Below are 15,625 nucleotides of genomic sequence, written 5' to 3'. Positions count from 1 at the left end.
ACGCGGCGGGTGCGGGTCATGAGAGCCTGTGCGCCATGCGCCCGTGGACCCAGGTGCCGCCCCAGCGGGGACGGCGGTTCGTGATCACCGGCTCCAACGGGGGGCTGGGCCTGGAGACCGCGCGGATCCTCGGCTCCCGCGGGGCGGAGGTCGTGATGGCCTGCCGCAACGTGGAGAAGGCCGAGGCGGTCGCGGCGACGGTGCCCGGCCACGACAAGGGCCGGGTCGAGGTCCGCCGGCTCGACGTCAGCGACCTGTCGTCGGTGCGCGAGCTGGCCGCCGGGCTGGAGCGCGAGGGGCGCCCGGTCGACGTGCTCGTCAACAACGCCGGCGTGCTCGGCGCTCCGCACGAGCTCACGCCCGAGGGCGTGGAGCTGCACTTCGCGACCAACTACCTGGGCCACTTCGCGCTGACCAACCTGCTGCTGCCGCTGCTCACCGACCGGGTGGTGATGATCGGCTCCCGCGAGCACCGCACCGGCCGCAAGACCCTCGACCTCGACGACCTGGGCTGGCAGCGCCGCCCCTACCGGGTCTTCGGCGCGTACGGCGCCTCCAAGCTGGCCGACCTGGTGTTCATGGCCGAGCTCGACCGCCGGCTGCAGGCGGCAGGTTCGGCGCTGCGCGCCGTGGCCGCCCATCCCGGCGCGTCGGTCAGCCGGATCACGACGGGGTCCGGCCACCCGGTGGTCAGCGCGGTCGGCGTGTTCGGCCAGCGGCTGGTCAGCATGCCCGCGTGGCGCGGGGCACTGTGCACGGTCTACGCGGCCACGATGGACGTGCCGGGCGGCAGCTACATCGGCCCGCACGGCCGCACCGAGCTGTGGGGCTGGCCGGCGCCGGCGCGGATGGCGCCGGAGGTGCGGGACCCCGAGCTCGGCCGCGCCCTGTGGGCTCGGTCGGTCGAGCTGACGGGCGTCGACCTGCCCGTCAGCCCCGCCTGATCACCCGGTTCACTCGGTCTCGACGGACTCGATCTCGATCGGCGTCTTCGGCGTGCCGTCCTCGGGACCGTTGACCGGGTCGACGCCGGCCTTGGCGGCCTCCTGGATCGCCTCGATGCCGGCCTCGTCGACCGACCCGAACACGGTGTAGGCGGCCGGGAGGCCCGTGTCGCCGTACACGATGAAGAACTGGGAGCCGCCGCTGTCGGGGGCGCCGGTGTTGGCCATGGCGAGGGTGCCGGCCAGGTAGCGCTCCTGGCCGTCGAGCTCGTCGGGGATCGTGTAGCCCGGACCGCCGGTGCCGGTGCCGGTCGGGTCACCGCACTGCAGCACCTGGAAGCCGCGGGTCACCGTCATCCGGTGGCACGGCGTGCCGTCGAAGTAGCCCTGCTCGGCCAGGGAGAGGAACGAGTTGACCGTGCACGGAGCGCGCTCGGCGTCGAGGGTCAGACCCAGCTCGCCGATCGAGGTCGTCATGGTGGCCTGCACCTCGCCGTCGTACGCCGCGGCGGCGGGCGGCGGCTCGACGGTGGCCTCCTCCCCGTCGGGGGTGTACTCGCACGCCTTGCCCTCGCCGGACGGCGCCCCCTCGGAGGTCTCCGTGGCGGTGGGCGACTCGCCCGCCGACTCCGAGGTCGAGGTCTCGTCCCGGGCGGTGCCGTCGCCGTCGTCGTCGGAGCAGGCGGACGGGCTGGCGAGCAGGAGCAGGGCCGGGACGCCGGCGAGCAGGCGGGAACGCATGGCCGCGATCGTACGCAGGGGCGGCAAGCGGCTCCGCGCGTAGGTTGGGGGCATGGACCTCGGCATCCACTACGCGAGCTTCAGCCAGCCCGGCTGGGAGACGGCCCTGGCGGACCGCCTGACCGCCACCGCGCAGGTCGCGGACGAGGGCGGCGTCGCGCTGTTCACCGTGATGGACCACTACTTCCAGATGGAGTCGCTCGGCGGGCCGCCCGAGCCGATGCTCGAGGGCTACACCACGCTCGGCTACCTGGCCGCGGCCACCAGCCGGGTGGAGCTCAGCCTGCTGGTCACCGGCGTCACCTACCGCCACCCCGGCGTCCTGGCCAAGACGGTCGCCACGCTCGACGTCCTCTCCGGCGGCCGTGCGTGGCTCGGCCTCGGCGCGGCCTGGTACCAGCGCGAGCACGAAGGCCTCGGTGTGCCGTTCCCACCGCTCGCGGAGCGGTTCGAGCGGCTGGAGGAGACGATCCGGGTCGCCGAGCAGATGTGGAGCGACGACGGCGGCCCGTTCGCGGGCCGGCACTACCGGCTCGCCGAGACCGTCTGCGTGCCGAAGCCGGTCCGCGGTCGGGTGCCGCTGATGATCGGCGGGCAGGGCGAGCGCAAGACCCTGCGGCTGGTGGCGCAGTACGCCGACGCCTGCAACCTCTTCACCGGCGACGGACCGGCCGGCGTGGCCGCCAAGCTCGACGTGCTGCGCCGCCACTGCGACGACCTCGGCCGCGACTACGACGCGATCCGCAAGACCGTGCTCTTCCTCGGCGACCCGGTCGCCGACCCCGACGGCTTCACCGCCGAGATGGAGGAGTACGACGCCCTCGGCGTCGACCTCGCCACGATGATGCCCCCCGCCGGCGAGGACCCCGAGCGCTGGGCCACCGCGCTCGTCACCGACGTGCTGCCGCGGGTCCGGGGCGGCTGACCATGGCGCGATGGCGGATCGGCGCGCTCCTTCTCGGGCTGTCGCTGACGGCCTGCTCGGTCACGGGCTGCTCGGTCACCGCGCCGAGTGACGGGCCGAGTGACGGGCCGGCCGGCTCGACAGCCCGGTCGGCCGCCCCGACCGACCGGGCGACGGAGCGCTCCGCGGGAGCCGGGTCCTCCTCGACGGCGTCGACTCCCGCTCAGGCCACCGGACCGCAGCCGTCCGATGGCAGGCCCCGGCGCGCCCGGCTCACCGTCCGCCGGCTCGGCATCGTCGACCTGCCGGTCGTGCCCTATCGCGGGCGGACCGACGACGCTCCCGGCACCCGGATCCAGGACCGCGGGCTGGCGGCCAGCCCCCACGGCCCCGCGGGCGGCGCCGGGCCGGGCGGGATCGGCAACTACCAGGTCACCGCGCACCGCCTGTCCTCGACGAAGGCCTTCCTCGACCTGCCGCGGCTGCGTCGCGGCGACCGGGTCGTGGTCGAGGTCGGGAAGCGGCGCTACGTGTACCGGATCACCGACACCCGCCGTACGTCCTTCCGGTCGCCGGAGTCGCTGCGGCAGCAGCGGGCGCCCGTGCCCGGCCGGCCCGGCGTGCGGCCCACCCGCGCGATGATCACCCTCTCGACGTGCGCGACCCCGGAGGACCGGGCGGCCGGCAACCACTGGTCCGACGAGTTCGGCAACCCCGAGCACCGCATCGACAAGATCGGCGTGCTCGTCGCCAGCCGGTGAGTCTCAGCCCGACGCCACCCGCTTGTTGATGGTGCGCAGCAGCCAGCCCGGCGCGACGCCGGAGACCGCCATCAGCGCCTTGGCCTGCCGACCGGCCGCGCGGTGCACCGACCGGCGGAGCGGGTGCGGCCGGACGGCGTCGTACACCTCCGCGGCGACGTCCTCGGGGGTCAGCCGGATGCCGAGGGAGCGGCTGGACGCGATGTCCATGCCGTCGGTCATGGCCGTGCGCACGAACAGCGGCCACACCGCCCGCACCGCGATGTCGTCGCCGGCCCACTCGATCTCGAGCGCCTCGGTGAGCCCGCGGACGGCGAACTTGGTCGCCGAGTACGTCGCCAGCTCAGGCTGTCCGTAGATGGCGCTCGCCGAGGCGAGGTTGACGACGTGGGCGCCGGGGGTGGCCCGCAGGTACGGGTAGGCGGTGTGGCACCCGTTGAGCACGCCGGTGACGTTGACCTCGACGATCGCCTGCTGCGCCGCCAGCGGGATCCGGTCGAACCGCCCGCTGCGCAGGATCCCCGCGTTGTTGACCAGCACGTCGAGCCGGCCGCCGGACCGCTCGGTCAGCTCCTGCAGCCGAGCCCGCCAGGCCTCCGCGTCGCGGACGTCGAGCTCGCCGGTGACGACGCCGTCCACCTCCGCGGCCAAGGAGGCCAGCCCGGCCACGTCGACGTCGTAGGCACCGACGAGGTAGCCCTCGGCGGCGAACCGGTGGACGACCGCCCTCCCGATCCCTGCAGCGGCGCCGGTGACGAGGACGGTGGGGCGAGTCATGGCGGCAGTATGGCGCCCCGCCCGCCGCGGTCCGTGACCGCCACCGGCGCAGCGGCGTACGGTCCGGCCATGGACGGGGCACTGGTCGTGGTCACCGGCGGCAGCAGGGGCATCGGCGCCGCGACGGCGCTGCGCGCGGCCGCTGACGGGTGGAACGTGCTGCTCACCTACCGCAGCCGCGGGGAGCAGGCCGAGCAGGTGGCGCAGGAGTGCCGGGCGCGGGGCCGGTGGGCGGGCACCGCACGGCTGGACGTCTCGGTCGAGGACGAGGTCGCCGGTGTGTTCGCCTCGCTGCCGGCCGAGGCCGGGCCCTTGCGCGGCGCGGTGCTCAACGCCGGGATCGTCTCACCGCCCGGCGCCGTCGTCGGGATGGATGCCGCACGGGTGCGCAGGGTGCTGGAGACCAACGTCGTCGGCTCCTTCCTCTGCGCACGGGAGGCGGTGCGGCTGATGTCGACCGGGCGGGGTGGAGCGGGCGGCTCCATCGTGACCGTCTCGTCCCGGGCCGCGGTGCTCGGCTCGCCGGGGGAGTACGTCGACTACGCGGCCTCGAAGGCGGCGGTCGACGCCCTGACGATCGGGCTCGCCAAGGAGGTCGCCGGCGAGGGCATCCGGGTGAACGCGGTCCGGCCGGGACTGATCGAGACCGACATCCACGTGCCGGGACGGCTTGACCGGCTCGCGCCGGCGACCCCGATGGGCCGGGCCGGCACGGCCGAGGAGGTGGCGGAGGCCGTCTGCTGGCTGTTGTCCGACGCGGCGTCGTACACGACGGGGAGCTTCATCGAGGTCAGCGGCGGCCGTTAGGCCCATGGGCCCGGGCCGGTGTGACGAACGACCTGCCTTCCCGATTCGCCTGCGCCACCGGACGCGCCGACCCTAGCCTCGTCCTGGTTTGCCAGGGAGGCGGAGAGCAATGGTGGAGAAGAACTCGGTCAAGGTGCGCCTGAAGTTCAAGGCGCGCGGTGAGCTGCCCACGGGCGAGGGGCTGTGGGCCCGTCAGCTCGAGGGCAACTCCGGCGGCGGCACCTACGAGCTGGAGAACTCCTCCTACTACGTGCCCCTGGTCGTCGGCGACGTCGTGACCGCCCAGCTCGACCCCGACGGCTACCTGCAGGTCACCGGCTGGGTGCGGTCGGGCGACCACGTCCTGACCACCGTCGACCTCGACCTCGCGCGCTGCGACGCCGAGACGGTGATCGCACGGTGGGCCGAGTCGGGCGCCCTGTGGACCGAGGGGAGCGGCAGCACCATGCTGACCATCTGGTCGATGGAGCCGCGGGAGATCGCCGGCGTCCTCGAGACCGACATCGCCGCCGGCTACGCGCGCTGGACGGCGACCTCGATGCCCGACGAGCGGAGCAGGCGCGGGCTGCGCGACGTGGACTTCCGCCTCGCCCGCGAGCCGGAGTTCGACTACGTGCGCACCGACTACTGGGTGGGCGACGACCCGTACTGGCGCGAGCGCGGGCTCGACGACGCCGACTACCTCGCCACCGTGCAGATGCTCGCCTGGGAGGACCGTCGCGTCGCGCGGGCGCTGGAGCGCGCCCAGCAGGACCGCGTCGAGCTCTACATCGAGCACCTGACCGCGCCGGACCCGCAGTCGCTGCCGCAGCTCGACGGCCCGATCTTCGACTCCGAGTAGCCGCCCCGGCCTCTGTGCAACCGATGGTTGCATTGCGGCGCGTCAGGGGCTAGCCTCTCCTGCAACCGATGGTTGCAAACTGAGGAGAGACAGCCCCATGGAGTACGCCAGCATCGAACGCGAGATCCACGTCGACGCGCCGCCCGAGGTGGTCTTCGACGTGATCAGCCGGCCCGAGCACATCCGCGACTGGTGGCAGGCCGACACCGACCTCGAGCCGGTGCCCGGCGCGACCGGCGAGCTGGTGTGGGCCGACGGGGACGACCCGCGGGCCAACGTCGTACCGATCACCGTCGTGGTCGCGGACCCGCCCCGCCTGTTCACCTTCCGCTGGACGCATCCGGCCGCGGAGACGCCCGTCGACGGCAACTCGCTGCTCGTCGCCTTCGAGCTGGTGCCGACGGGGGAGGGCACCACCCTCCGGCTGACGGAGACCGGCTTCCGCGAGCGCGGCTGGGAGGCGGCCGTGCTCGAGCACACCTACCAGGACCACGTCGCCGGCTGGGAGCACTTCCTGCCCCGCATCCGGGAGCGGGCCGTGTCGGTGGTCTCGGCGTCGTGACCACGCCGGTCGACGACGCGCTCTGGTCGGCGATCGGCGACCCGACCCGGCGCCGGATGCTCGACCTGCTGCTGCAGCGGGGACCGGGCACCGCCACCTCGCTCAGCGAGGAGCTCCCGGTCACCCGGCAGGCGGTGGCCAAGCACCTCGGCGTGCTCGACCGCGTCGGCCTGGTCCAGGCCTCGGCGCAGGGCCGCGAGCGGCGCTACCAGGTCGACCAGGCCCAGCTGGAGCGGGCGGTGGCCCAGCTGACCGCCGTCGGCAGCACCTGGGATGCCCGGCTCCGGCGCATCAAGCAGATCGCCGAGGCGATCGAGCACAGCAAGAACCAGGCCGAGGACTGACCGGCCGCGCCACGACCGTGGCGCACCCCAGAACAGTGCAGACAGTGCAGACAGTGCAGACACAGAACACAGAGGAGACAGCAATGGTGGACATCCTGCATCGCGTCGGCGTCAAGGACGCGAGCCCGGAGAAGGTGTACGACGCCCTGACGACCCTCGAGGGCCTCGCCGGGTGGTGGACCGAGGACACGACCGGCTCCGCCGACGTCGGCGGGACCATCGCCTTCCGCTTCCCGCCCGGCGGCTTCGACATGGAGGTCGTCGACCAGCGGCCGGGGGAGCAGGTCACCTGGAAGGTGGTCGAGGGGCCCGAGGAGTGGGTCGGCACCACGGTCGACTGGCAGCTGCGCCAGGACGACGACATGACGATCGTGCTGTTCAAGCACGAGGGCTGGCGCGAGCCAGTGGAGTTCATGCACCACTGCAGCACCAAGTGGGCGACGTACCTGATGAGCCTGAAGGCGCTGGTCGAGACCGGCGTGGGAGCGCCGGCACCGCGCGACGTGCACGTCGCCTTCCCGGACTGAGGCCAGCCCGGGAGGCGAGTGCCATGGCTCAGCTGATCCTGCGGCGGTAGGCGCGCATGGCGAAGCCGTAGGCGAGGGCGAGAAGGCCCAGGCACCACGTGAGCGCGATCCAACCGTCGTCGCCGACCGGCTGCTCGGCGAACAGGCTGCGGATCGTGTTGACGATGGAGGTGACGGGCTGGTGCTCCGCGAAGGCGCGCACCGCAGTGGGCATGCCGTCGGTCGGCACGAACGCGGAGCTGATGAAGGGGAGGAAGATCAGCGGGGTGGCGAACCCCGAGACGCCGTCGGCCGTCTTGGCGTTCAGCCCCGGAATCACCGCGAGCCAAGTGAGCGCGAAGGTGACGAGCAGCAGGATGCCGGCCACGGCGAGCCACGCCAGGGGACCGGCGCCGGTGCGGAACCCCATCAGCAGCGCGACGCCGACGACGAGGAGCAGCGAGACCAGGTTCGCTACCACGGACGTCAGGACGTGGCCCCACAGCACCGAGGACCGCGCGATCGGCATGGACTGGAACCGCTCGAAGATGCCGCCGGAGACGTCGAGGAACAGCCGGTAGGCGGTGTAGGCGATGCCCGAGGCGACGGTGATGATCAGGATGCCCGGGAGCAGGTAGTTCACATAGCTCTCGTCCCCGGCGTCGATCGCGCTGCCGAAGACGTAGACGAACAGCAGCAGCATCGCGATCGGGGTGATCGCGGTCGTGACGATGGTGTCGGGGCTGCGCGCGATGTGGCGCAGCGACCGCTTGAGCATGACGGCGGTGTCGCCGACGACGGAGGTGGTCATGGCTGTGCTCCTCACTTGCGGTGGCCGTCGTGGCCGACGATGGCGAGGAAGATCTCCTCGAGGGTGGGCTGCTTCTCGACGTACTCGACCTTCGCCGGCGGGAGCAGTTCCTTCAGCGCGGCGAGGGTGCCGTCGGCGATGATCCGGCCGTCGTGGAGGACGGCGATCCGGTCGGCGAGCTGCTCGGCCTCGTCCAGGTACTGGGTGGTGAGCAGCACCGTCGTGCCCGAGGACGCCAGATCCTTGACCGTCCGCCACACCTCGAGCCGCGACTGCGGGTCGAGCCCGGTCGTGGGCTCGTCGAGGAAGATCACCGGCGGGTCGCCGATCAGGCTCATCGCGATGTCGAGACGCCGCCGCATGCCGCCGGAGTAGGTGCCCGCGCGGCGGGACCCGGCCTCCGTCAGGCCGAACCGGTCGAGCAGCGCGTCGGCGACCTCGTCGGCGCGGGGGACCCGTCGCAGCTGGGCGACGAGGAGGACGTTCTCCCGCCCGGTGAGGACCTCGTCGATGGCGGCGAACTGGCCGGTCAGGCTGATCGACGCTCGCACGTCGGCCGGGCGGGTCGCGACGTCGTGGCCGCACACCGACGCGGTGCCTGCGTCGGCCTTCAGCAGCGTGGCGAGGATCTTGATGGCCGTGGTCTTGCCGGCGCCGTTGGAGCCGAGCAGGGCGAAGACGGTGCCCCGGGCGACGTTGAAGTCGACGCCGCGAAGCACCGCATGGTCTCCGTAGGACTTGGTCAGTCCGGCCACCTGGATGGCTGGTGTCGTGGTCATGACCGACAGCCTGGAACGTTGACGCTGCGTCAAGGTCAAGCCGCTTTCCCGGGCGCACCGGACTGTGACGGCGTGCGGCGGGCGCGCGGCGGGTGGCGGCGGGTGGCGGCGGGCGACCGGCGGGCGACGTACCTGACGAACGCGTTGCATTTTCGGCGTACGAGCAACCCGTTCGTCAGGTACGTCGGCTCAGGCGGGCGGGGGACCGGACCAAGGTCGGGCCGCAGGTCACCATGGAACCCGAGTGGTCTGGTCCAGAGCCGCTGCCGCCGGTAGCGTGCCGAGCACCCCCTCGGCGCCCCAGGCGTCGCGCGCCGAGGAGGTCCGGCCAGAACCATCCCGGGAGGCTCCCATGGGCAGGCGGTTGCAGGCGACGGACCCGAGCACGGACACCACTGCGCGAGGACCGGCACCGAGGTCGCCCGGGCCGGGGCCGGGATCGTCGGTGCTCGCGTTGCAGGCGAGCGCCGGCAACCGAGCCGTGGCTGCGGCCCTCGGCGGGACGCTGATGGTCCAGCGAAAGCTGAACCCGCCGGATGCGGCGTACCGGCCCGGCCGCGTTCCGGACGCCGAACGCGCCTCGGTCCGCGCCCTGCTCGCCAACAACGCGTTCTCGACGGGTGACATCAAGCGGGCATGCAGCCACCCCGACCACCGGCGTGACCTGCAGGATCGGCACGCGCAGGTGCTGGCCGTAGAGCAACGCTTCGAGAGCTCCAACATGAGTGCGAACAAGCGCCGGCTGCTCCGGGTTGAGCTCGAGCATGTCTACGACGCGCTGTTGGATGCTGCCGCCCGCCATCGCGATGATGCGGAAGAGGCGCTGAGAGGAGCGGTCGAGAGCCGGGTCGACCTGATCCACGCCGACGGTGGGCCGAAGCGGTTGTTCAAGGCCCCGACCGGGGTGTGGATGACCAAGTTCCGACCCGCCATCGGTGCCAGCGTGCTGGGGGACCGACTGGGGAGCATCGTCACCGTCGAGCAGTTCCAAGATCTCGTCTTCGCCCGCTACAACGCCAAGTTCGCCGGGCCTGCGCCGGTGGTGTCGGCCTTGTCGGGCGCGGATCAGGCCGCGCTGCGCGCGGAGCAGGAAGCGGTGCAGAAGCAGCTCGGCCTCTGGCGGACGAAGAGGTACGACGGCCAGGGCTGCAACGCCAACGGCACCTGGGGCACGTGCGCGACGGGTTCGGTCACGTTCAACCCGAGCAACCTGAACCAGCGCGTGTGGGTCGAGCTCCAGCGTTGGTGGCGCAACAAGGAGAACACCTATGTCACCCGGAGCGACACCACCAGCTGGTCACTGAAGAAGTACCGGCCGCTCGCAGAGGACAAGGCGCTCAGCCAGACGTTCAACTACCACGTCAACGTGCACTGATGAGCAGGTTGAGCGGCTGAGGGGGGAAGCCTGCCTGAGCGGGCAGAATGACATAATGTCACTTATCGGCAACCAGTCGACGCCGCGGAGCGCCGGTCACCGGTACGCGTCGGATCGGCGCACCACGCCGACCACGGTCACTCGGTGCCGCTCATCGTCGATGCGGTAGATCACGCGGTAGGTGCCGCGCCGCGCGCTGTGCCGATCATTCAGCGGCGGACGAAGCTGCTTGCCCACCCGATGCGGATTGTCGAGCAGCGGTCCAACGATGAAGTCGTAGGCCGCGAACGCCACCGACTCGGGAAGGCTTTCGGCCAGTTGGCGGCGCGCGGTGGGCGCGATGACGAGCTGGAAGCGCTCAGTCGTCACGCAGTCCGCCCGCGCCGGCGCATGACATCTGCCAGGTCCTGCTCGGACTCGCCCTCGCCGCGAGCCAGCTCGGCGTCGGAGGCTGCCAACTGTCGTACAGCTTCGTCGTCCGACAGGATGGCGATCGTTTCCTCCATCGCTTCGAGGTCGTCGGGCGACAGCAGCACCGCCGACGGACGGCCGTGAACTGTCACGGTCACGCGATCGTGCTGCCGGTCGACCCGGCTGACCAACTCGGAGAAGTGTGCCTTCGCGTCGGCCAGGGACAACGTCTCGCTCATGGTCATAAGTATGACCATAATGCTGAAGCGCATCAATACGGTGGAGGCGGCCTGGTAGCCGACGGCGCACGCGCTGGCGACGGGGCATCACGACGACCGCCACCCGCACCCAGCACTCACCGGAACCGCTCGACGCCGTACCTCTCGAAGAACGGCCGCTCGAACCGGCACTCGGCGAGCGCGACGACCGGTTCCATCCCGCGGTCGCGGACGTAGCGGAGCGACTCGCGCAGCAGGAAGCGTCCGATGCCGGTGACGTGGGTGTCCGGCCGGACGAACAGCCTGCCGATCACCAGCTCCTGGTCCTCGGCCCCGGCTGACCGCCGGATCTGGACGTGGCCGACGACGTTCCTGGTCGGGGTGACGTGCACTGGTGCCATGTCGAAGACCCACGACCGCTCTGCGTCAGGCTCGTGCAGCCAGGCCCTCGCGTCCGGCCCGCTCACCGCGGCCGGGGGCCACTGCAGCGCTTCGAGGATGGCGCAGAGCGGGTCGAGGTCCTGCTCGATCCGGTCCCTGATCATCCGGCCACTCGCGGCCGGGGGTCGTGCCGGTGGTCGGGATCGTGCGCGAACACCTTCTCGTAGACGTCGTAGACGAACCACGCCTTGGCGTTGTTGTAGCTCATCGCGTCCGTGAAGCCGCGGGTCGCGACCTGCCGCTTCACCTCGGAGTAGCGATCCCGGTCGTCGGGGTGCGTGCGGAGCCAGTCGCGGAACATCCGGTGGCGTTGCGGCTCGCGCGCGCCCGGCGACCAGACGTGGAGGTTGACGCGCGGCTCCGTCGCCCGCAGCACCCGGTGCTGCTCCCAGATGTGCTCCGGCGCGCGGGCGGCGTCGTCGACCCTGGCGGCGTCGATCTCCTCCGGTGACGGGATCCGGTAGGGGTTCCACAGCGGATGGACGGCCACCCTCCGACCCTAGGACGGCCCACGGGCGCGCGCCACGACGGCGCGCGCCCGCGGTCAGCTCCTCGACGACGTGGTCAGCGGAGGACCACCGGCGGCGAGGTGACGGTCACCGGCTCGGACCCGGGCCGCGTCCCGGTGACCTCGACGGTGATCGCCACGCCCTTCCACCGTCCGGTCAGGTGGAAGCCCCGGCCGGTCTCCCCCGCGATCGGGCGGCCGTCGGCCAGCCACCGGTAGGAGAGGTCGACGCCGTCGGACCACTCCCCCTCGTCGACGACCAGCTTTGCGCCCGGCTTGACGCCGTGCTTGTGGGTCGACACGATCCGCGGCTCCCCCGGCTCGATCGCCGGCGCGGCCACCGTGTCGGAGCCGACCAGCGGGTTGGGGATGACGACCTGGCGCAGTTGCTCGTCGGTGGCGAAGTCGTGCGCGGTGACGACCACGCGGTCGCCGTACGCGTCGACCGTCAGGCCGCGGTTGACGTCGCGGGTGACGATCTCGGTGGCGCTGGCCGACGACTCGCCGCGGGCGTCCCACTCCACGTGCATGGCCAGCGTGTTGACCGCCCAGAAGCCGTCCGCGTGCCCGTCGCCGGTACGACGCTGCACGGCCCAGTCACCGAGCTCGGCCGGGTAGTGCGTGTGGCCGGAGAGGACGATGGCGTTCGGGTAGTTGCCGAGGATGCTGGTCAGCCGGTCGTTCATCATGTGCGAGTCGTGGTACCACGGCAGCCAGGAGGCGGAGACGGTGTCGCCGAGCGGGAAGTGCGTGAGCACCAGCACCTGCCTGTCCTGAGCCGTCCAGTGCGCGAGCCGCTCCTCGAGGAACTCGACCTGCTCGTCGCTCATCGCGACCTCCGACGGCGAGGCGAACTCCTGGCCGAGCACGATCACCGGCACCGCCCCGCCGGGACCCTCCAGCACGTACTCGTCCCACACCCGGTCGCGGTCGGCGAAGGCGAGGAACCGGTCGCGGTTGGCGGCGAACCCGCCGGCCGCGTAGCGCTCGTGGTTGCCGATGGCGGCCACCGTCTGCTCGGGACGGACGTCGCTGGTGGCGTCCATGACGTCGTAGATCTCGTCCCACTCGGCCTGCCTGCCCGTGTTGACGATGTCGCCGACCAGGAGCATGCCGTCGGCGTCGGGGGCGAGCTTCGCGTAGTCGCCGATCGCGTGCTGCCAGTCGTGCGGGTGACCTTGGATATCGCTCATCACCCACGCCTGGGTGGGCTGGCCCTCGACGTCCTCGAGCACCTCGTGCACCGTCACCGAGTCGATCGCCCAGTAGCGTGCGTCCGCTCCCCCGCTCAGCTCCCAGCTGAACACGGCCGACTCCGCACCGAGCGGCACCTCGACCGTGACGTCCTGCCGGTGGTTCATCTGCAGTGCGTCGTAGCCGTCGTCGACCGAGGCGGAGTCCAGCCGCAGCACCTCGGAGGTGCGGCCGCCGTCGAACGAGACGCGTACGACGCCGGACTGGCCCGGCGCTCCGCGGTAGTGGCTGTCGAAGGTCAGCCGGACCGCGCCCAGGCCGGTCACCGGCACCGGAGCGCTCGTCAGGGTGGTCGAGAAGGGCAGGTCGCCGTACTGCTCGGCGTCGGCGACCGCGATGGTCTCGTGCGCCCGGCCGAAGCGGCCGCGCATCCCGTCGACGTCGCTGGTCCATGTCTGGCGGGTCACGAACCTCCAGCCGCGGTAGGCGTCGGCGCCCCGGCCGGTCATCGAGTCGTCGAACGCGACCGTCCAGCCGTCGCGGTCGCGGCCGAAGCCCTCGCGCAGCACGGTCTCGTCGGTGCTGTTGTCGGTCGCGACCGGGTCGATCGTCACCGGTGCGTCCGGGTCCCCCGGCTGTCCGGCGGCAGGGTCGCCGAGGACCTCCACCTGGACCGGTCCGGCGAGCACGTCGTAGCCGTCCCGCGCCAGCAGGAAGACCTGCCAGTCGCCGGGGGCGAGCCCGGTGAACGACACCGAGCCGGTCGCGGCAGGGGTGTACTCCCACATCGTCGACGACACCGAGCCCGGGGTCTGCCCGGCGCGGTAGACGCCGACCCAGTTCAGCTGGTGCGGCTGGTCGGTCGCGTAGTCGACCTGCAGCGTCTGGCCGTAGCGGAGCTGCTCGGCGCTGACGGTGATGCTCGAGCCCGCGGCGACCGTCGCCGCCGGGAGGGGCGGCTGGGCGGCCGCGGGGTCGACGGGTACGGCGAGGGCGGCGGCGACGGCGACGCCGCCGAGGATCGTGCAGGCGCGCGTGAACGTGGCGCTTCGCTGGGCCATGGGCATCCTTCTCGAGAGGGAACGGGCACCGCGGAAGCTACGACCGCGCCGTGAACCCGCCACGACGCCGACCTGAACGGCAGCTCCCTCGCAGGGGGCGGATCTGCGGCGGACGCCGAGGCACTCGGGGTAGAAACCTGCCATGCCGTGGACCTGGGAGCGCCTCCACGCCGCCATCACCGCGCTCGGGCTGCCCGAGGGCGAGTACGTCGCCGGGCTGGCCGCCGCGATGCTGGCCAACGAGTCCGTCGCCAGCGCCGACGAGGTCGACCTGCTCGTCACCGACGACCTCTACGTCGACCTGGCCGGCCGCGGGTGGGACATCGCGGCCGACCAGAACCGTCTGGCGTGCCCGGGCGAGACCGGCCTGCTGGCACGCGCCGGTGACGTCAGTGACGGCTACACCGCCCCGATCCGGGAGCTCATCAGTGAGGCCTGGCGCCAGGACGGGATACCCCTGGTGTCGGTTCTCCAGGTCCACCAGGCCGCGGTGCGCGCCTTCCTGAAGCACGAGCCCGAGCCGGACGGCCCGGCGCCGTCCCCCTCCTGGACGTGGTCCCGCCTCCGCACCGCCGTGCCCCGGCTCGAGCTCCCCGCCGGGCAGTACGTCGTGGGTCTCGCCGGCGCCCTGCTGGCCAACGAGACCCTCGAGCAGGTCGCGGAGGTGGAGGTCCTCGTCACGCCGGAGCTGCTCGACGGGCTCGCCGGTCGAGACTGGTTCGGTGACGACGCGCGCGCGGTTCTGCACTGCCCGATCGAGGACGACCTCGTCGCGCGGTCAGGCGACGTCGGTGACGCCTACTCTGCCCCGATCCCCCGACTCGTGGCCGAGGCCTGGCACCAGGAGGGGATCCCGTTCGTCTCGATGGAGCAGGTCCGTGCCGACGCCGTGCGGGCGGCCCTGCGCTCGGACGCCGGCCTGTCCGGGTAGCGGTTCGGTGAGCGCGGGCTGCGCCGCGGCGAGCGCGTCGCGCCATCCTGGTCGGCACACGGCGCGGCCTAGGCCGTCGGCTCCCAGACGAAGCCGTCCGGGTCGGTGAAGGGGGCGCCGGCGCCGTGGAGTACGACGCGGTGTGAGCCGGTGCCGTCGGGGTCGACGCCCGCGTCCTTGGCGAGGGCCTTGCGGCCGTAGAGCCCGAGCTTGACCGCTCCCTCGGGGCTCTCGAACTCGACGTACTTGCGGCCGAAGCTCTTGGCGACCCCCATGCCGTGCTCAACGTAGAACCGCTTGGTGGCGGCCACGTCGGCGGCGCCCAGGAGGAGGACGACGTGCTCGACGTGGCCGGTCGCGGGCGAGGTGTCCTTGCGGGCCGACGTGGCGACCTTCCAGATGGTTCCGTCGGGTGCCCGGACCACGCCGCCGTGCCCCCACATCGACTTGGCGACCGGCTTCAGGACCTCGGCTCCGGCGCCGACGGCGGAGTCGACGAGCAGCCGCACGTCGGCCGGCTGGGCGACCAGAAGCGACAGCGTGAACGCCCGGAACCCGCTGGTCGGCGCCGTCGACTCGCGCAGGCCGATCTCGCCGTCCAGCCCGAACGCGTCCTTGTAGAAGAGAGCGGCGGCCGCGGTGTCGGCCACCTCCAGGGTGATCTGCTCGATGTGTGTCATGGCCACGACGCTAGGTGCGTGCGGCGGCG

General features: G+C 72.3%; 20 protein-coding genes. 10 read left to right on the top strand and 10 right to left on the bottom strand.

Features of this window, described 5'->3' with window-relative positions; translation table 11 throughout:
• Window positions 1–35: 35 nt before the first annotated feature.
• Window positions 36–944, top strand: coding sequence for an oxidoreductase (locus tag ACPOLA_RS07995; RefSeq protein WP_435769884.1), 909 nt, complete (start codon window positions 36–38; stop codon window positions 942–944).
• Between the two features lie 9 nt (window positions 945–953).
• Here ACPOLA_RS07995 and ACPOLA_RS07990 read toward each other — a convergent pair whose 3' ends face one another.
• Window positions 954–1,685 (bottom strand): peptidylprolyl isomerase, encoded by a 732-nt coding sequence (locus tag ACPOLA_RS07990; RefSeq protein WP_435769883.1) that lies wholly within the window; start codon window positions 1,683–1,685, stop codon window positions 954–956.
• Window positions 1,686–1,737: 52 nt separating this feature from the next.
• On the opposite strand from ACPOLA_RS07990, the gene ACPOLA_RS07985 reads away from it, so the two are divergent.
• Together ACPOLA_RS07985 and ACPOLA_RS07980 are read left to right on the top strand one after the other, a co-directional pair.
• On the top strand, window positions 1,738–2,610 hold the full coding sequence (locus ACPOLA_RS07985) for an LLM class F420-dependent oxidoreductase (RefSeq protein WP_435769882.1): 873 nt from the start codon (window positions 1,738–1,740) through the stop codon (window positions 2,608–2,610).
• Window positions 2,611–2,612: 2 nt separating this feature from the next.
• Window positions 2,613–3,350, top strand: coding sequence for a class E sortase (locus tag ACPOLA_RS07980; RefSeq protein ID WP_435769881.1), 738 nt, complete (start codon window positions 2,613–2,615; stop codon window positions 3,348–3,350).
• Between the two features lie 3 nt (window positions 3,351–3,353).
• Here the strand turns inward: ACPOLA_RS07980 and ACPOLA_RS07975 are convergent, their stop codons facing one another.
• Window positions 3,354–4,127 carry an SDR family oxidoreductase gene (locus tag ACPOLA_RS07975; RefSeq protein ID WP_435769880.1) on the bottom strand — a complete coding sequence of 258 codons (774 nt, stop codon included), beginning with the start codon at window positions 4,125–4,127 and terminating at the stop codon, window positions 3,354–3,356.
• A gap of 69 nt (window positions 4,128–4,196) precedes the next feature.
• Between ACPOLA_RS07975 and ACPOLA_RS07970 the strand changes: the two genes are divergently transcribed.
• From ACPOLA_RS07970 to ACPOLA_RS07950, 5 genes are all read left to right on the top strand, one after another.
• The gene (locus tag ACPOLA_RS07970) at window positions 4,197–4,934 is read left to right on the top strand and encodes an SDR family oxidoreductase (RefSeq protein ID WP_435769879.1); all 738 of its coding nucleotides are present in this window, start codon (window positions 4,197–4,199) and stop codon (window positions 4,932–4,934) included.
• Window positions 4,935–5,043: 109 nt separating this feature from the next.
• On the top strand, window positions 5,044–5,775 hold the full coding sequence (locus ACPOLA_RS07965) for a hypothetical protein (RefSeq protein WP_435769878.1): 732 nt from the start codon (window positions 5,044–5,046) through the stop codon (window positions 5,773–5,775).
• A 97-nt stretch (window positions 5,776–5,872) separates the two neighbouring features.
• Entirely contained in the window at window positions 5,873–6,337 is a 465-nt protein-coding gene (locus ACPOLA_RS07960) for an SRPBCC domain-containing protein (RefSeq protein ID WP_435769877.1), read from the top strand.
• Window positions 6,334–6,681: an ArsR/SmtB family transcription factor gene (locus ACPOLA_RS07955; RefSeq protein WP_435769876.1), complete on the top strand. Its 348-nt coding sequence runs from the start codon at window positions 6,334–6,336 to the stop codon at window positions 6,679–6,681. Before ACPOLA_RS07960 ends, ACPOLA_RS07955 begins: the two co-directional genes overlap by 4 nt.
• 83 nt (window positions 6,682–6,764) lie before the next feature.
• Window positions 6,765–7,208: an SRPBCC family protein gene (locus ACPOLA_RS07950; RefSeq protein WP_435769875.1), complete on the top strand. Its 444-nt coding sequence runs from the start codon at window positions 6,765–6,767 to the stop codon at window positions 7,206–7,208.
• 28 nt (window positions 7,209–7,236) lie between these two features.
• On the opposite strand, the gene ACPOLA_RS07945 is transcribed toward ACPOLA_RS07950, so the two are convergent.
• Window positions 7,237–7,998, bottom strand: coding sequence for an ABC transporter permease (locus ACPOLA_RS07945; protein WP_435769874.1), 762 nt, complete (start codon window positions 7,996–7,998; stop codon window positions 7,237–7,239).
• Between the two features lie 11 nt (window positions 7,999–8,009).
• Window positions 8,010–8,777: an ABC transporter ATP-binding protein gene (locus tag ACPOLA_RS07940; RefSeq protein ID WP_435769873.1), complete on the bottom strand. Its 768-nt coding sequence runs from the start codon at window positions 8,775–8,777 to the stop codon at window positions 8,010–8,012.
• 445 nt (window positions 8,778–9,222) lie between these two features.
• Between ACPOLA_RS07940 and ACPOLA_RS07935 the strand changes: the two genes are divergently transcribed.
• Window positions 9,223–10,152 carry a hypothetical protein gene (locus ACPOLA_RS07935; protein WP_435769872.1) on the top strand — a complete coding sequence of 310 codons (930 nt, stop codon included), beginning with the start codon at window positions 9,223–9,225 and terminating at the stop codon, window positions 10,150–10,152.
• Between the two features lie 96 nt (window positions 10,153–10,248).
• On the opposite strand, the gene ACPOLA_RS07930 is transcribed toward ACPOLA_RS07935, so the two are convergent.
• From ACPOLA_RS07930 to ACPOLA_RS07910, 5 genes are all read right to left on the bottom strand, one after another.
• Window positions 10,249–10,521, bottom strand: coding sequence for a type II toxin-antitoxin system RelE family toxin (locus ACPOLA_RS07930; RefSeq protein ID WP_435769871.1), 273 nt, complete (start codon window positions 10,519–10,521; stop codon window positions 10,249–10,251).
• Window positions 10,518–10,802 (bottom strand): type II toxin-antitoxin system Phd/YefM family antitoxin, encoded by a 285-nt coding sequence (locus ACPOLA_RS07925; protein WP_435769870.1) that lies wholly within the window; start codon window positions 10,800–10,802, stop codon window positions 10,518–10,520. The genes ACPOLA_RS07930 and ACPOLA_RS07925 overlap by 4 nt, the downstream gene beginning before the upstream one ends.
• Before the next feature lie 116 nt (window positions 10,803–10,918).
• Complete coding sequence (locus ACPOLA_RS07920; protein WP_435769869.1) at window positions 10,919–11,326, bottom strand: GNAT family N-acetyltransferase; 408 nt, start codon at window positions 11,324–11,326, stop codon at window positions 10,919–10,921.
• Window positions 11,323–11,712 (bottom strand): GrpB family protein, encoded by a 390-nt coding sequence (locus ACPOLA_RS07915; protein ID WP_435769868.1) that lies wholly within the window; start codon window positions 11,710–11,712, stop codon window positions 11,323–11,325. Before ACPOLA_RS07915 ends, ACPOLA_RS07920 begins: the two co-directional genes overlap by 4 nt.
• A 74-nt stretch (window positions 11,713–11,786) precedes the next feature.
• Window positions 11,787–13,985 carry a DUF4073 domain-containing protein gene (locus ACPOLA_RS07910; RefSeq protein WP_435769867.1) on the bottom strand — a complete coding sequence of 733 codons (2,199 nt, stop codon included), beginning with the start codon at window positions 13,983–13,985 and terminating at the stop codon, window positions 11,787–11,789.
• Window positions 13,986–14,127: 142 nt separating this feature from the next.
• On the opposite strand from ACPOLA_RS07910, the gene ACPOLA_RS07905 reads away from it, so the two are divergent.
• Window positions 14,128–14,916 carry a hypothetical protein gene (locus ACPOLA_RS07905; RefSeq protein ID WP_435769866.1) on the top strand — a complete coding sequence of 263 codons (789 nt, stop codon included), beginning with the start codon at window positions 14,128–14,130 and terminating at the stop codon, window positions 14,914–14,916.
• Between the two features lie 68 nt (window positions 14,917–14,984).
• Here the strand turns inward: ACPOLA_RS07905 and ACPOLA_RS07900 are convergent, their stop codons facing one another.
• Window positions 14,985–15,596 carry a VOC family protein gene (locus ACPOLA_RS07900; RefSeq protein ID WP_435769865.1) on the bottom strand — a complete coding sequence of 204 codons (612 nt, stop codon included), beginning with the start codon at window positions 15,594–15,596 and terminating at the stop codon, window positions 14,985–14,987.
• Window positions 15,597–15,625: the final 29 nt, after the last annotated feature.

The organism is Nocardioides proteolyticus (assembly GCF_051280635.3).
GTDB lineage: Bacteria > Actinomycetota > Actinomycetes > Propionibacteriales > Nocardioidaceae > Nocardioides.
This window is presented reverse-complemented; position numbering and strand designations above follow the sequence as displayed.

Excerpts from the sequence above, each read along its gene's own strand:
- ACPOLA_RS07965 (WP_435769878.1), top strand. The coding sequence starts at position 5,044 with ATGGTGGAGAAGAACTCGGTCAAGGTGCGCCTGAAGTTCAAGGCGCGC.
- ACPOLA_RS07925 (WP_435769870.1), bottom strand. The coding sequence starts at position 10,802 with ATGAGCGAGACGTTGTCCCTGGCCGACGCGAAGGCACACTTCTCCGAG.
- ACPOLA_RS07945 (WP_435769874.1), bottom strand. The coding sequence starts at position 7,998 with ATGACCACCTCCGTCGTCGGCGACACCGCCGTCATGCTCAAGCGGTCG.
- ACPOLA_RS07920 (WP_435769869.1), bottom strand. The coding sequence starts at position 11,326 with ATGATCAGGGACCGGATCGAGCAGGACCTCGACCCGCTCTGCGCCATC.
- ACPOLA_RS07960 (WP_435769877.1), top strand. The coding sequence starts at position 5,873 with ATGGAGTACGCCAGCATCGAACGCGAGATCCACGTCGACGCGCCGCCC.
- ACPOLA_RS07970 (WP_435769879.1), top strand. The coding sequence starts at position 4,197 with ATGGACGGGGCACTGGTCGTGGTCACCGGCGGCAGCAGGGGCATCGGC.
- ACPOLA_RS07995 (WP_435769884.1), top strand. The coding sequence starts at position 36 with ATGCGCCCGTGGACCCAGGTGCCGCCCCAGCGGGGACGGCGGTTCGTG.
- ACPOLA_RS07940 (WP_435769873.1), bottom strand. The coding sequence starts at position 8,777 with ATGACCACGACACCAGCCATCCAGGTGGCCGGACTGACCAAGTCCTAC.
- ACPOLA_RS07975 (WP_435769880.1), bottom strand. The coding sequence starts at position 4,127 with ATGACTCGCCCCACCGTCCTCGTCACCGGCGCCGCTGCAGGGATCGGG.
- ACPOLA_RS07900 (WP_435769865.1), bottom strand. The coding sequence starts at position 15,596 with ATGACACACATCGAGCAGATCACCCTGGAGGTGGCCGACACCGCGGCC.
- ACPOLA_RS07910 (WP_435769867.1), bottom strand. The coding sequence starts at position 13,985 with ATGGCCCAGCGAAGCGCCACGTTCACGCGCGCCTGCACGATCCTCGGC.
- ACPOLA_RS07990 (WP_435769883.1), bottom strand. The coding sequence starts at position 1,685 with ATGCGTTCCCGCCTGCTCGCCGGCGTCCCGGCCCTGCTCCTGCTCGCC.
- ACPOLA_RS07980 (WP_435769881.1), top strand. The coding sequence starts at position 2,613 with ATGGCGCGATGGCGGATCGGCGCGCTCCTTCTCGGGCTGTCGCTGACG.
- ACPOLA_RS07905 (WP_435769866.1), top strand. The coding sequence starts at position 14,128 with ATGCCGTGGACCTGGGAGCGCCTCCACGCCGCCATCACCGCGCTCGGG.
- ACPOLA_RS07950 (WP_435769875.1), top strand. The coding sequence starts at position 6,765 with ATGGTGGACATCCTGCATCGCGTCGGCGTCAAGGACGCGAGCCCGGAG.
- ACPOLA_RS07985 (WP_435769882.1), top strand. The coding sequence starts at position 1,738 with ATGGACCTCGGCATCCACTACGCGAGCTTCAGCCAGCCCGGCTGGGAG.